General features: G+C 62.7%; 13 protein-coding genes. 5 read left to right on the forward strand and 8 right to left on the reverse strand.

Features of this window, described 5'->3' with window-relative positions; translation table 11 throughout:
- The 7 genes from MJ8_RS28085 to MJ8_RS28115 all read right to left on the reverse strand — a co-directional run bounded on the left by MJ8_RS28085 (position 1) and on the right by MJ8_RS28115 (position 6,737).
- Positions 1-1,104 (reverse strand): ABC transporter ATP-binding protein, encoded by a 1,104-nt coding sequence (locus MJ8_RS28085; protein WP_201411848.1) that lies wholly within the window; start codon positions 1,102-1,104, stop codon positions 1-3.
- The gene (locus MJ8_RS28090; RefSeq protein WP_201411849.1) at positions 1,104-2,207 is read right to left on the reverse strand and encodes an ABC transporter ATP-binding protein; all 1,104 of its coding nucleotides are present in this window, start codon (positions 2,205-2,207) and stop codon (positions 1,104-1,106) included. The genes MJ8_RS28085 and MJ8_RS28090 overlap by 1 nt, the downstream gene beginning before the upstream one ends.
- Positions 2,204-2,440 (reverse strand): hypothetical protein, encoded by a 237-nt coding sequence (locus MJ8_RS28095; RefSeq protein WP_201411850.1) that lies wholly within the window; start codon positions 2,438-2,440, stop codon positions 2,204-2,206. Before MJ8_RS28095 ends, MJ8_RS28090 begins: the two co-directional genes overlap by 4 nt.
- Positions 2,437-3,396 (reverse strand): carbohydrate ABC transporter permease, encoded by a 960-nt coding sequence (locus MJ8_RS28100; protein WP_201411851.1) that lies wholly within the window; start codon positions 3,394-3,396, stop codon positions 2,437-2,439. The genes MJ8_RS28095 and MJ8_RS28100 overlap by 4 nt, the downstream gene beginning before the upstream one ends.
- 1 nt (position 3,397) lies before the next feature.
- Positions 3,398-4,303: a carbohydrate ABC transporter permease gene (locus MJ8_RS28105; protein WP_140747338.1), complete on the reverse strand. Its 906-nt coding sequence runs from the start codon at positions 4,301-4,303 to the stop codon at positions 3,398-3,400.
- A gap of 68 nt (positions 4,304-4,371) precedes the next feature.
- On the reverse strand, positions 4,372-5,688 hold the full coding sequence (locus tag MJ8_RS28110; RefSeq protein WP_201411852.1) for an ABC transporter substrate-binding protein: 1,317 nt from the start codon (positions 5,686-5,688) through the stop codon (positions 4,372-4,374).
- Positions 5,689-6,041: 353 nt separating this feature from the next.
- Positions 6,042-6,737 (reverse strand): TetR/AcrR family transcriptional regulator, encoded by a 696-nt coding sequence (locus tag MJ8_RS28115; protein ID WP_201411853.1) that lies wholly within the window; start codon positions 6,735-6,737, stop codon positions 6,042-6,044.
- A gap of 153 nt (positions 6,738-6,890) precedes the next feature.
- Between MJ8_RS28115 and MJ8_RS28120 the strand changes: the two genes are divergently transcribed.
- The 4 genes from MJ8_RS28120 (at position 6,891) to MJ8_RS28135 (ending at position 9,969) form a co-directional block, all read left to right on the forward strand.
- Positions 6,891-8,087, forward strand: coding sequence for a Tm-1-like ATP-binding domain-containing protein (locus MJ8_RS28120; RefSeq protein ID WP_201411854.1), 1,197 nt, complete (start codon positions 6,891-6,893; stop codon positions 8,085-8,087).
- 11 nt (positions 8,088-8,098) lie between these two features.
- On the forward strand, positions 8,099-8,938 hold the full coding sequence (locus MJ8_RS28125) for a phosphoenolpyruvate hydrolase family protein (protein WP_201411855.1): 840 nt from the start codon (positions 8,099-8,101) through the stop codon (positions 8,936-8,938).
- A 4-nt stretch (positions 8,939-8,942) separates the two neighbouring features.
- Positions 8,943-9,374 (forward strand): cupin domain-containing protein, encoded by a 432-nt coding sequence (locus MJ8_RS28130; protein WP_201411856.1) that lies wholly within the window; start codon positions 8,943-8,945, stop codon positions 9,372-9,374.
- A gap of 76 nt (positions 9,375-9,450) precedes the next feature.
- Complete coding sequence (locus tag MJ8_RS28135) at positions 9,451-9,969, forward strand: hypothetical protein (RefSeq protein ID WP_201411857.1); 519 nt, start codon at positions 9,451-9,453, stop codon at positions 9,967-9,969.
- Here the strand turns inward: MJ8_RS28135 and MJ8_RS28140 are convergent.
- Positions 9,966-11,156: a M24 family metallopeptidase gene (locus MJ8_RS28140; protein WP_201411858.1), complete on the reverse strand. Its 1,191-nt coding sequence runs from the start codon at positions 11,154-11,156 to the stop codon at positions 9,966-9,968. The genes MJ8_RS28135 and MJ8_RS28140 overlap by 4 nt on opposite strands.
- Positions 11,157-11,491: 335 nt before the next feature.
- Here MJ8_RS28140 and MJ8_RS28145 point away from each other — a divergent pair, with 335 nt between their 5' ends.
- Positions 11,492-13,102 carry an ABC transporter substrate-binding protein gene (locus tag MJ8_RS28145; RefSeq protein ID WP_201411859.1) on the forward strand — a complete coding sequence of 537 codons (1,611 nt, stop codon included), beginning with the start codon at positions 11,492-11,494 and terminating at the stop codon, positions 13,100-13,102.
- Positions 13,103-13,218 lie beyond the last annotated feature (116 nt).

Below are 13,218 nucleotides of genomic sequence, written 5' to 3' on the forward strand. Positions count from 1 at the left end.
CTATCCGGCGTGGCGCAGGCTCACCCCGCTGCCCTTGTCGAACATCACCACTTTGTCCGGGTTCCAGGCAAAGCGCACCGGCTGTTCGATCGCGACATCGGTCCTGGCCGGCACTGTGGCCCGCAGCATCGTGTCGCCGACCCTGAGCGTCACGATCTTCTCGACGCCGTGGTTCTCGACATCGTGGACCCGCGCCTCGACCGGCGCCCCGCTTTCCAGATAGACATCCTCGGGACGAATGCCGAAGACGAGCGGCCGACCTTCGGTCGCGCCGCTCGTCCTGCCCCCGCCAAAGGTCTTGGCCCCAGTTGACAGCGGTAGTTCGAAATTCATCGGAGCCATCACCGCGCGGTCATTGACCAGTTTGCCGTCGATGAGGTTCATCGGCGGCGAACCGACGAAGCTCGCGACATAGGTGTCGCGCGGATTGTTGTAGATCTCATGCGGCGTGCCGGTCTGGACGATGCGGCCATGGTTGAGCACGCCGACCTTGTCGCCCATCGACATGGCCTCGATCTGGTCATGCGTGACGAACAGGAACGTGGCACCGAGCTGCATCTGCAGGTTCTTGAGCTCCGTGCGCAGGGCCTCGCGCAGCTTGGCGTCGAGCGCCGACAGCGGCTCGTCCATCAGGAAGACGCGCGGCTTGCGCACGATGGCGCGGCCGATCGAGACGCGCTGCATCTCGCCGCCGGAAAGCCGGTCCGTCTTGCGGTCGAGCAGGTGCTCGATACGAAGCGTGCGGGCGGCGCGCGCGACGCGATCCTTGATCTCTGCATCCGGCAGCCGGCGGATCTTCGGCTTCAGCGGGAATTCGAGGTTCTGCCGCACCGTGTAGCGCGGATAGAGCGAGTATTGCTGCAGCACCAGCGCCACATCGCGCTCTGCCGCCCCCCAATCGGCGACGTCGACGCCGTCGATGAAGACCTGGCCCTCGGTCGGCTTATCGAGCCCGGCGATCAGGCGCAGGGTCGTCGTCTTGCCGGCGCCCGTCTCGCCGAGCAGCACGAAGAACTCGCCGTCGGCGATGTCGAGATTGAGGCCGGTCAGCGCAGTGTGGCCACCGAACTTCTTGGTGATGTTCTTGAGTTCGATATGGGCCATTACAGTCTCACTCCGAGCGACTTGCCGCTCGCGGGGTCGAAGAAATGCGCCTGCGAAGGATCGATGCGCGCGTAGACCCTTTCGCCCGCGCCGCTGATGAACCCGCTCTTGGTGCGGGCGCGCAGCATGTTGGAGCCGACTTTCAGGTCGACGATGTCGAAGGAGCCGAGCGGCTCGACGATTTGCGTTTCGACCGGCAGGAAGCCCTCCGTCGCCTCGCGGCGCACCAACACGCCCTCCGGCCTGATGCCCAAGGTGAGCTGGCCGCCGGCATGGCCGTTGAGCTTGGAAAGCAGCGCGCGCGGAAACTCGAAGCCAGCGGCCGCGTTGCCGACCGTGACCGAAGCGGCCGAGGCGGTCTCTGCGACCTTGGCCTCGGCGACATTCATCACGGGGCTGCCGACGAACTGCGCGACGAAGAGGTTGGCTGGGTGGGAATAGACCTCGTCCGGCGTGCCGACCTGCTGCAGCACGCCTTCATGCATGATGACGATGCGATCGGCGAGGCTCATCGCCTCGATCTGGTCATGCGTCACATAGATGCTGGTCGAGCCCTGCTTGATATGCAACCGCTTGATCTCGGCGCGCATCTCCTCGCGCAGCTTGGCGTCGAGCGCGCCGATCGGCTCATCCATCAGCATCGCCTTCGGACGCCGCACCAGCGCCCGGCCGATGGCCACGCGCTGCATGTCGCCGCCCGACAGCGCCGAGGGCTTCTTGGTGAGCAGGTCCGTGATCTGCAGCGTCTTGGCCACCGAGCGCACCTCGGTGTCAATCTCGCTCCTGCTCTTGCGCGTCGCGCGCAGCGGGAAGGCGATGTTCTCGTAGACGTTCATATGCGGGTAGAGCGAGAACGACTGGAACACCATCGCGATGTCGCGATCGGCCGCTTTGAGTTGCTGCACCGGCCTGCCGTCGATCAGGATGTCGCCCTGGTCGATGGTCTCCAGCCCGGCGATGGCACGCAGCGTCGTCGTCTTGCCGCAGCCCGATTGCCCGAGCAGTACGATGAACTCGTTGTCGTCGATCTTGAGGTTCAGGTCCTTGATGACCTGGACAGCGCCGAAGAATTTCTGGACGCCGCGAAGCTCTATCTGGGTCAATGCTGCGCCCCCGCATTATGCACCTGTTGGCCGGCCCCTTGCCCGGTGCCGGCCTGCTCCTCGCGCGGGATCTTGGAGGTGACGTTGAAGCCGATCAGGCCGATCAGGATGATCGTCACGCCATAGGTGTGGAGTAGCATGTTCCACGGCTGGCAGAGCGCGACGATGCCCAGCACCATCAGGATTTGCGAGCCCGGTTCCAGATATTTCTCGTTGATCGCGCGAAAGCTCATTTGCGGATCGCTCCGAAGGACATGCCGCGCAACAGATGGTTGCGGAGCAGGAAGGTGAAGATCGCGACCGGCAGCAGGAACAGGAACGTGCCGGCGGCAATCACCGTCCAGTCCGGCAGGCCGGAGCCGACCTGGCTCGGGATGAAAGGCGGTGCGGTCTGGGCGCGACGGTTGGTCATGATCAGCGCGAAGGCATATTCGTTCCACGCCGTGATGAAGCAGAACACGGCCGTTGCGGCGATGCCGGTCGCGGCTTCGGGCAACACGATCTTGAAGAAGGCTTCCATGCGCGTGTAGCCGTCGACGAGCGCCGCCTCCTCATATTCCTTGGGGATCTCGTCGATGAAGCCCTTCATCAGCCAGACCGAGAAGGACAGGTTGAAGGCGGTGTAGAGGATGATCAGACCGAGATGGGAATCGTTCAGTCCCACGGCCCGGTACATCAGGAACATCGGGATTGCGACCACCACCGGCGGCAGCATGCGCGTCGACAGGATGAAGAAGAGCAGGTCCGCCTCCCCCTTCACCTTGAAGCGCGAGAAGCCGTAGGCGGTGAATGTGCCCATGCCGACGGCAAGCACGGTCGAGGTGATCGCCACGATCAGCGAATTCATGAACCGATTCGGATAGCCCGACCATTGCACGGCGCCCTTGCCGTCGCGCACGATCTTCTCACCGCCGTCGAACACGACGCGTTCCCACCACGGGGCGGCCGCGTACTCTTCCGGCGTCGGCGGACTGCGCAGTTGCGAGCGCTTGGTGAACAGCTTGACGAAGGGCGATATCTCCGGCTGGAACACGACCGTCGGCGGGATCGTCGTGGCGAGGTTGCGCGGCTTGAAGGCCGTCGAGGCGATCCAGTAGATCGGCGCCAGGAAGATGACCGTCACCACCAGCACGGCGACGATTGCCGCGCGGTTGAAGGCGACCTCGGAAGAAGTGCGGACAGCAGCCATCTCAGCGCTCCTTCACCTTGTTGAGGTATTTGACGTAGATGTTGGTGATCGCCAGCACCATGATGAGCACGATGTAGGCCATGGCGCAGGAGCGCCCGGTCTGCCATTCCTGGAAGGCCATCTTGTAGAGCCGGATCGAGATCAGCTCGGCCGTCGGCTGGCTGGTCAGGATGTAGGCGAGATCGAAGGTCTTGAACGCTTCCATGGTGCGGAAGATGACGGCGATCATCAGGATCGGCGCGACCAGCGGCAGCGTGATGCGGAAGAAAGTGTAGAACGGCCCGGCCCGGTCGATCGCAGCGGCCTCGTAAAGATGCTTCGGCACTGCCGAGAGCCCGGCAAGCGACAAGAGCATGACGAAGGGCGACCACATCCAGATGTCGGTGAGCGCGACCGCGTAGAGCGCCATCTTCGGGTCGGCCAGCCACTCGAAAGTGCCGAGCCCGAGCGCATAGTTGATGATGCCGAAAGACGGATCGTAGAGCAGCTTCCAGAACAGGCCCACCACCGCCATGGAAAGCATCATCGGCAAAAGCAGCAGTGTCGTCAGCAGCCCCTTCATCGGTATGTCGCGGTTGAGCAGCATCGCCACGCCGAAGCCGACGAAGAGCTGTCCGGCAACCGATATGATGACGTATTTCGCCGTGATGGCGAAGTTCGACCAGACATAGGGATCGTTGAGCAGGTCGCGGTAATTCTGCAATCCGACGAAATTGGCCGGCGCATTGGTCGACGCGCGGAAGTCGGTGAACGAGTAGCCCAACGAATAGATCAGCGGGAAGATGTTGAAGACAATCAGGAACAGGATCGTCGGAATGATGAAGAGATTGCGGATCGAAATGTCGCTGAGGCCGCGCGCCGCGGCCCGCGAGGACCTGTCGAGCGTGGTGATCATCGTGGTCGCCAAAACCCTGCTCCGGATGCTTGAAAAACAAACGGAGGAGGCTCTCGAGCCTCCTCCGCGAGGCATGTCGATTACTGCACGCGGCCGTATTTCTTGAAGGTTGCGTTCCAGTCGGCGGCGAGTGCGTCCAGCGTTTCCTTGGCGGTGCCAGGTCCGCCGATCACATAGGGATAGATGCGCTGGTTGAGCTGCTGCAGCAGTTCGGCATATTCCGGCACCGCCCAGAAATCCTTCACCTTGAACATGGTCTCATAGAACGCCTTGTTGTAGGGCGTAGCGCTCTGGAACTCAGGCGATTTCAGCACCGCGGCGCTGCAGGTATAGCCGCCGAGAGCCGCCCACTTCTTCTGGGTCTCGTCCTTGATGAACCATTCCAGGAACTTCATTGCCTCGTCCTGCTTCTGCGAGTAGGAGACGATCGAGATGCCCTGGCCGCCAAGCGCCGCGAACTGGTCGCCATTGGGGCCTGGAGGATTGGCGAAGAAACCGGTGTTCTTGGCGTTCGGGTTCGAGGCCTCGTTGATCAGCGAGGGGAAGAAGGCGAAGTAGTTCATGCTCATCGCCGCGAGGTTTTCGGTGATCGCCTGGTTGTCCTCGACGAAGAACGACTTGGCCCAGCCGGGAGGCGTGAACTTGTAGAGTTCCCGATAGGCATCGAGCGCGGCGACCGCCTTCTCGGAATTGATGTGGCCGTCGACCTTGTAGGTCGCATAGTCGCCGAGCTCGCCACCATAGGAGAACAGCGCGTTCTCGAAGCCCATCGCCATCGCGTCATAGGAATTGTCGGTGTAGATGGCGATGCCGTATTTCTTCTGGTCCGGCCGGTAGAAGAATTCGGCGATGTCGCGCAACGCTTTGAAATCCTTCGGCACGTCGAGGTCGTAGCCATACTTGGCCTTGAAGGCTTCCTTCTCCTTCGGATCCTCGAACCAGTCCTTGCGATATGACCAGCCGACGGCGTCGCCCTCGAGCGGGATTGCCCAGTACTTGCCGCTGTTGCCGGGATATTCGGCGTAGTACTTGACCGTCGCCGGCGCCATCACGTCGTTGAGCTTGTGCTTGTTGAAGAAGTCGGTCAGGTCGACATAATGACCGCCGGTTGAGCCCGCGCCGAGCCACTGCGAGTCGCCCACCACCAGATCGTAAGCGTCGCCATGGGCGTTGAATTCGGTGAAGGCCTTGGTCTGGAAATCGGACCACGGCGTGGTCTCGACCGTGATCTTGACGCCGGTTTCCTTCTCATACTCGTTGCCGAGTTCCTGCAGGTAGTTAGCCGGGTCCCACTCCGCCCAGAAGATGGTGAGCGACTTTTCCTGCGCATGGACGGATGTCCCGCAGGCAAGCGCCAGGCCGACACCAGCAAGCACGCTGGTCACTATCTTGCGCATAGTTTTCCTCCCTTGTGCGCATTCTATCGTGTCATGCGAACCGGCAGCGAAGCCGGCCCTGGTAGTTCCTCCTGCGATGGCACCCTTGCCGGTTCCAGGCCTCCTCGCCCTGCCGGAAATGGAACGCGGCCATCAATTTTGATCCGCTTTATTTGGCTATATCTGGTATTACCAATCTCAGCTTGGCGTCAAGCGCTTTCTTCAGCGACCGAAAGCAGTCGAAAGCGCCAATCCTTACGATATCTGGCTGTTTTCCCTTGTTTTTCCTACTCTGCGATACGCAAGACCATTGTCATGAGCTGCTTGCCACAATTAACATTCGCACCCGGCCCCGCAATCTGGTCGAACCAGATTTAAATGGCCGGCGCCTTTGGCGTCGCCGACATTCCTGCCGATTTTGCTTCTGATTCCGCCATCGCAGAGCGCACCAGCGCCCCCGCGGCCCATTGCGCGACCGCCATCATTTCGGCGCTGTTCAACCCCCAGATATCCTTCAGCACCGTGACCACCTCGACGCCGAACACCAGCGACAGCGCCTGCGCCAGGCGCCTGAACTGGCGTGGTTTCAGGCGGCCCTTGAGCGGCGCAATCGCATCCTTCAGCAGGTCGACGCGATGGCCGCGCGTGAAGGCGGGCTCGGATCCGAGCGTGCCGGCCTGGCGCCGCGCCCATTGGTCGAGGGACAGCTTCAGCGCCGCCTTGAATGTCGCCTCGAAGGCCTCGATGCGCGGCATCGCGGTGGCGAACAGATCCGCCACGCGCCGTTCGGCATCGTCGGAGGCCGACTTCCAAGTGAGGATCGGGCCGAGCCCTTCATCGACCACGGCCTGCACCAGCGCCGCCTGGCTCGGGAAATACCGATAGGCGGTGGCGCGCGACACCTCCGCCGCCTCCGCGACCTCGCTGACCGAGGGTGTCATGCCGGACTGCATCAGCCGCGTCGCCGTTTCCAGCATCAACCGCCTGGTGCGGGCGCGCGCGCCCTTCTCGACGCCAGGCGCCTGGGCGGCCTCATCCTTGGCGACGGCTTGTTGACGTGAGACATCCATATCAATACGATACGCGCGTCTCAAAAATTTGCAATGGCGCAATGCCGGGCAATGATAGGTCCCCACTGGCGACGAGCCTTCGCCGAGGAGCTCAAAGGTGGGCAAGAAAGGCAGGCGGCAAAGCCGACCATGCCCGACGACGGGGAACCGCGCATGAAGCGCATCTATGTGGTCGGCACCGCCGACACCAAAGGTGAGGAGCTTGCCTTCCTGGCCGATGCCGTCACTGCTGCCGGCGGCGCGGTCGTGCGTGTCGATATCGGCACGCGCGGCGCGACCGTCCCGGTGGATATCCCGGCCAGCGAAGTCGCCGCGCATCATCCCGAGGGAGCCGGAGCGGTGCTCGGGACCAATGACCGCGGCGCCGCCGTTGCCGGCATGGCCGCCGCATTCGCCGGTTTCATTCGCTCGCGCGACGACGTCGCCGGCGTGATTGGCATCGGCGGCGGGGGAGGCACCTCGATCGTCACCGCCGGCATGCGCGCGCTGCCGCTCGGCCTGCCGAAGCTCATGGTCTCGACGCTGGCCTCCGGCGATACCGCGCCATACGTCGACGTCTCCGACATCATCATGATGCCGTCGGTGACCGACATGGCGGGACTGAACAGGCTCTCCCGCACGGTGCTGCACAATGCCGCCCAGGCGATCGCCGGCATGGCGGCGAAGCCGGCTCCGGCCGCCGCCGGCAAGCCGGCGCTGGGGCTCACCATGTTCGGCGTCACCACGCCTTGCGTGACCGCGATCGTCGAGCGCTTGCGCGCCGATTATGACTGCACGGTCTTCCACGCCACCGGCACAGGCGGCCGCTCGATGGAGAAGCTCGCCGACAGCGGCCTGCTTGCCGGCGTCCTTGACATCACCACGACCGAGGTCTGCGATCTCCTGCTCGGCGGCGTGCTGCCGGCAACCGACGATCGCTTCGGCGCCATCGCCCGTACGAAATTGCCCTATGTCGGCTCGGTTGGCGCGCTCGACATGGTGAATTTCTGGGCGCCGCCGACCGTTCCCGAAAAATATCGTGGGCGGCTGTTCTACGAGCACAACCCAAACGTCACCTTGATGCGCACCACGGCCGACGAATGCCGCCGGATCGGCGAATGGATCGGCGGCCGCCTCGCGCGATGCGACGGTCCTGTCCGCTTCCTGATCCCGGAAAAGGGCGTCTCGGCGCTGGATATCGAAGGCGGCGCCTTCTTCGACGCGGAGGCAGATCAAGCGCTGTTCGACGCGATCGAGCGGACGATCGTGCCGACGAAAGACCGCACCGTCAGGCGCCTACCGCTGCACATCAACGATCCCGCCTTCGCCAAGGCCGCGGCCGAGGCTTTTCTCGACATCGCCAACAAGTGAGACAGACAAGCATGGCTGCCATCCCACGCAAAACGATCCTGGAAAAATTCCGCAAGATGATCGCCGACGGCGTGCCGATCGTCGGCGGCGGCGCCGGCACCGGCCTGTCGGCCAAGGCCGAGGAAGCCGGCGGCATCGACCTGATCATCATTTACAATTCCGGCCGCTACCGCATGGCCGGGCGCGGCTCGGCCGCCGGCCTGCTCGCCTATGGCAACGCCAACGAGATCGTCAAGGAAATGGCCTATGAGGTGCTTCCGGTGGTGAAGAAGACGCCGGTGCTGGCCGGCGTCAACGGCACCGACCCCTTCGTCATCATGCCGCTGCTGCTTTCCGAGCTGAAGACGATGGGCTTTTCCGGCGTGCAGAATTTTCCGACCATCGGCCTGTTCGACGGCACCATGCGCCAGAGTTTCGAGGAGACCGGCATGGGTTTCGGGCTCGAGGTCGACATGATCGCCGAGGCGCACAAGCTCGACCTACTCACCACGCCCTATGTCTTCAACCCGGACGAGGCGCGCGCCATGACGAAAGCCGGAGCCGATATCGTCGTTGCCCATATGGGCGTGACCACAGGCGGCTCGATCGGCGCCACCTCGGCAAAGACGCTCGACGCCTGTGTGGTGGAGATCGACGCCATAGCCGATGCCGCGCGCTCGGTGCGCAAGGACGTGATCCTGCTTTGCCATGGCGGGCCGATCTCGATGCCTGACGACGCCCGCTATATCCTCGAGCGCTGCGAGGGACTGCACGGCTTCTATGGCGCGAGCTCGATGGAGCGTCTGCCGGCCGAAGCGGCAATCGCCAGGCAGACGGCGGATTTCAAGACGATCGCGAAAAGGAAGGGATGATTCAATGGCCGACAGGAGCAAGGTGTTCGTCTACCCGAAGGATGTCAGCGCCTTCGGCTTCGACTGGGGCAGACTGTCGTTGACCGTCGCGCCGGAAGTGAACGGCGCCGCGCGCTTTTCCGGCGGCGTCGTCGACCTGCCGCCCGGCAGGGGCCACACCCGCCACAACCATCCTGGCGCCGAGGAGATCATCTTCGTCATCTCGGGCCATGGCGAGCAGATGGTCGAGGACGAGAAGGGCAATCCGGTGGTGGCGAAGGTCGGTCCCGGCTGCACCATCTATGTGCCGGAAAGCCGCTTTCACTCGACGCTCAACACCGGCGACCAGCCGATGCAGCTTTTCGTCGTCTACTCGCCCGCCGGCCCGGAACTGGCGCTGCGCGCCCTGCCGGATTTCAGGCTGCTGCCGCCGGGCGGAGAAAGTTCAACATCGTAGAAATCTGCAAATCAGCGCCTCCGAATAACCGAATTTTGAAACGATTCCACCGGTTATCGCCGACCAGGAAGGGGGTATGCTCTTGCGCCGGTACTTGATGATAATTCCGGCCGTAGCTGCGCTATCAATCTGGATTGCCTGGGAACACTACCAGAGGGTTTTCTACGAGAGTGCCTTACCCGAACCAATCCAGGTTAATGGCATAGTCACCAGAGGAAGTGACGCGACGATACTTTCCCGCGAAGCATGCGGCGGAGTGATCTTTAGCCTGACAGATGAAACAGTCTCGGCGATAAAGCAGCGAGGTCTGTCCTTCTTTCTGAGCGCCCGCCAGGGTCGGGGCTACTTGGAAGATACGCGAGAAGCGTATTATCACAGTTACGCGGAATGGCAGGAAACGCCCATTCCCGAAGGCTGGGTCGGCGGCGAAGGTATTTTCTCGCTATCTCTGACCTGCATGAACAATTCGAACGCCATGGATAAAGCCATCTGGGAGGCGATGAAACGTCCGGGAACCTATTTCACGAGAGCGCGAGAATCCGAACTCGTGGTCATACCAAGCCTAAAAATAGCAGTGCTGGCCTATTTCGGTTAGACCGTCCCGCCCCTGTTCCACCCGCGCCCGCGGTCGCCGAACATCACGTAGCCGCTCTCCGTCACCGCGACCGTGTCCTCCAGCTTGATGAAGCCGCGCGTCGGGTGGAGCATGGTCGTCTCGACGGACAGCACCATGTTCTTTTCCAGCGGCTTGGCGGCATAGGTGCCTTCATAGGCGACCGGATGGTTGGTCATCAGGAACGGCGCCTCATGCGTGATCAACCCCATGCCGTGGGCGAAGAAATCCGTGTAGGCCGCAACTTTCGAGGCTTTCAGCACGCTTTCCGCATGCGAAATCATGTCGCCGCCCAGCGTGCCCGCCTTGACCTTGGAAAAGGCCGCCTGCTGCACGGCCTCGACTTCGGCCAGCAGATCCTCCAGCTCGGCATCCGGCTCGCCGAGCACGCCCATGCGGCAAAGGTCGCCGATATAGCCGTGACAATTGCCGCCGGAATCGATCGACAGCACCTCGCCCTTCTTCCACGCCTGGCTTGACGCCGCACGGTTGTGGCTGGAGCCCAGCGTCAGCAGGCAATATTCGAAATGCGCGCCGCGATTGGTCTCCTCGCGCCTTAGCCGCTCGATGATGTCGGTCTTTGTTGTTCCTTCGCGCGCCCAGGCGATCGTCGCCAGCATCGAGTCGGTGATCAGCTCGGAGGCGATGCGCAGCTGTTCCAGCTCCGCCTCGGTCTTGATGGCGCGCATGCTCTCAAGCATGCCGGTCGCATCGATCAGCTTGGCATCCGGCAACGCCTTTCGGACCAGCGCATAGGCGTCGGACGGCAGGAAGCCCGGCTCGATGCCGATGCGCGCCGCCGACTTGCCGATCTGCTTGAGATGCTCCACCGCCAGATTGGCGGCATCGAGCGTGCCCCAGCATGCGGCGTGCAGGGTCGGCGTCCAGAACGGATGGTTCTGGTGCTCGCCGCCTTCCATCTTGTTGCCGATATAGGCCGCATGCTCGGGCCCGCCCTTCTCGTAAAGGACGATCGGCAGATAGCGGCTGTGGCCGATCGCATCCATCGCCGCGAAGAAGATGAACTTGTAGCCGCCAAGCAGATATTGCGTGTTGTGCTTGGAGGTGGCGAAGAGCACGTCAATGCCGGCCTCTTCCATCAGCCGGTCCACGCGCGCCTGGTCGAATGGAACGCTGCTGACCTCGGTCTTGCCCGGAGCGATGTTCATCTGCCTCTCCCTGATTTTCATCGGCTGCAAGGGCGCCGAATTGTCATGAATTATGGCTGTCGGCCAAATCTGCATCATTTTGGCCACTCTGGTCCAGCCAGAATTGATCACTTTCGCGCCAAAAGGCGGTTTCGATTCGAGGTTCAATCCCGCTCCTCACCATCTGGTCCTACCAGATCATGAGATCGGAACTCCTTTTAGCTGGGTGGTCCAGCGGACGGAAATTTCAAAGCCAAGCCATGATGCGCCAAATCCGTCTCTGGCGAAACCTTTGCCAAGGGCCATAATCGCCCGATTGCCGCGCCCCCGACGGCGCGAAGAGGGGAGTTTGAGCGATGTCCGAATTGACGATTTCACGCCGCGGCCTGCTGGCCGGCTCGGCGCTGCTGCTGGCCTCGACCGCGCTGCCGGCCATCGGCCTCGCGCAGACGCCGAAGAAGGGCGGCCGCCTCGTGCTGGCCGCCGATTCCGAACCGCGCAACCTCAACCCGGCCATCGTCGCCTCCAACGGCGTCTTCTTCATTTCCAGCAAGATCGTCGAGACGCTGGCCGAAGCCTCCTTCGACGGCAAGGACGGGCTTCAGCCGCGGCTCGCGCTTTCCTGGGAGGGTACCGCCGACGGCCTGTCGGTGACCTTCAAATTGCGCGACGGCGTCAAATGGCATGACGGCAAGCCCTTCACCTCCGCCGATGTCGCCTTCTCGGCGCTGCGGATCTGGAAGCCGCTGCAGAATCTCGGCCGCACCGTGTTCAAGGACCTGGAGGCCGTCGACACGCCGGACGAGCTGACCGCAATCTTCAAATTCGCCAAGCCGACGCCGTTCCAGCTGATCCGCAACGCGCTGCCGGCGCTGTCGAGCGTCGTGCCGAAACACATCTATGAGGTGGGCAAGATCGAGGACAATCCGGCCAACAACGCGCCGGTCGGCACCGGCCCGTTCAAATTCGCCGAATACAAGGCCGGCCAATATTACCGGCTGACCCGTAACGACGCCTATTGGGGCAAGGACGAGCCTTATCTCGACGAAATCGTCTACCAGGTGCTGCCCGATCGCACGTCTGCGGCTGCCGCGCTCGAGGCGGAAGAAATTCAGCTCGCCGCCTTCTCCGCCGTGCCGCTCGCCGATCTCGACCGCATCTCCAAGGTGCCCGGCCTGAAGGTCATCACCAAGGGCTATGAGGGGTTGACCTACCAGCTCGTCGTCGAGATCAACCACCGCCGCAAGGAACTGGCCGATCTGAAAGTGCGGCAGGCGATCGCGCATGCCATCGACAAGGACTTCGTCGTCAAGACGATTTTTCTCGGCTACGCCGCGACCGCGACGGGCCCGGTGCCGAAAAACGACCCGCAATTCTACACCGCCGACGTGCCGACCTATCCCTTCGACCTCGCCAAGGCCAATGCGCTTCTCGACGAAGCCGGCTACAAGCGAGCCGATGACGGCAAGCGCTTTGCGCTGAAGCTGCTGCCGGCGCCCTATTTCAACGAGACCAAGCAGTTCGGCGACTACCTGCGCCAGGCGCTCGCGGTCATCGGCATCGAGGCCGAGATCGTCAACAACGATGCGGCCGCGCATATGAAGGCGGTCTACACCGACCATGCCTTCGACCTCGCCGTCGGCCCGCCGGTGTTCCGCGGCGATCCGGCGATCTCGACCACCATCCTGGTGCAGAGCGGCATTCCCGACGGCGTGCCTTTCTCCAACCAGGGCGGCTACAAGAACGCCGAGCTCGACGCGCTGATCGCGAAGGCATCGGAGACGCTCGACACGTCCGCCCGCACCGATCTCTACAAGGAGTTCCAGAAGAAGGTCGCGGCCGACCTGCCGCTGATCAACGTCGCCGAATGGAGTTTTATCAGCGTCGCCCGCGACACCGTGGGCAACATCGCCAACAACCCGCGCTGGGCGGTGTCGAACTGGGCGGACACTTATTTGGCGGGTTGATCCTGCCCTTGCGGTTCGACAGTAGGGGTGCTCAGCTTCGGAGAATGACAGTTCCTTCGCGTCCCCCTCTGTCCTGCCGGACATCTCCCCCTCTTGGGGGGAGATTAGCAGTTCTT

Origin of the sequence: Mesorhizobium sp. J8, from assembly GCF_016591715.1 — a bacterium.
Lineage (GTDB): Bacteria > Pseudomonadota > Alphaproteobacteria > Rhizobiales > Rhizobiaceae > Mesorhizobium.

Bases quoted from the DNA above. Each gene is read 5' to 3' on its own strand.
- MJ8_RS28120 (WP_201411854.1), top strand. From the start codon at position 6,891: ATGAAGCGCATCTATGTGGTCGGCACCGCCGACACCAAAGGTGAGGAG.
- MJ8_RS28085 (WP_201411848.1), bottom strand. From the start codon at position 1,104: ATGGCCCATATCGAACTCAAGAACATCACCAAGAAGTTCGGTGGCCAC.
- MJ8_RS28115 (WP_201411853.1), bottom strand. From the start codon at position 6,737: ATGGATGTCTCACGTCAACAAGCCGTCGCCAAGGATGAGGCCGCCCAG.
- MJ8_RS28125 (WP_201411855.1), top strand. From the start codon at position 8,099: ATGGCTGCCATCCCACGCAAAACGATCCTGGAAAAATTCCGCAAGATG.
- MJ8_RS28100 (WP_201411851.1), bottom strand. From the start codon at position 3,396: ATGGCTGCTGTCCGCACTTCTTCCGAGGTCGCCTTCAACCGCGCGGCA.
- MJ8_RS28110 (WP_201411852.1), bottom strand. From the start codon at position 5,688: ATGCGCAAGATAGTGACCAGCGTGCTTGCTGGTGTCGGCCTGGCGCTT.
- MJ8_RS28095 (WP_201411850.1), bottom strand. From the start codon at position 2,440: ATGAGCTTTCGCGCGATCAACGAGAAATATCTGGAACCGGGCTCGCAA.
- MJ8_RS28145 (WP_201411859.1), top strand. From the start codon at position 11,492: ATGTCCGAATTGACGATTTCACGCCGCGGCCTGCTGGCCGGCTCGGCG.
- MJ8_RS28130 (WP_201411856.1), top strand. From the start codon at position 8,943: ATGGCCGACAGGAGCAAGGTGTTCGTCTACCCGAAGGATGTCAGCGCC.
- MJ8_RS28135 (WP_201411857.1), top strand. From the start codon at position 9,451: ATGCTCTTGCGCCGGTACTTGATGATAATTCCGGCCGTAGCTGCGCTA.
- MJ8_RS28140 (WP_201411858.1), bottom strand. From the start codon at position 11,156: ATGAACATCGCTCCGGGCAAGACCGAGGTCAGCAGCGTTCCATTCGAC.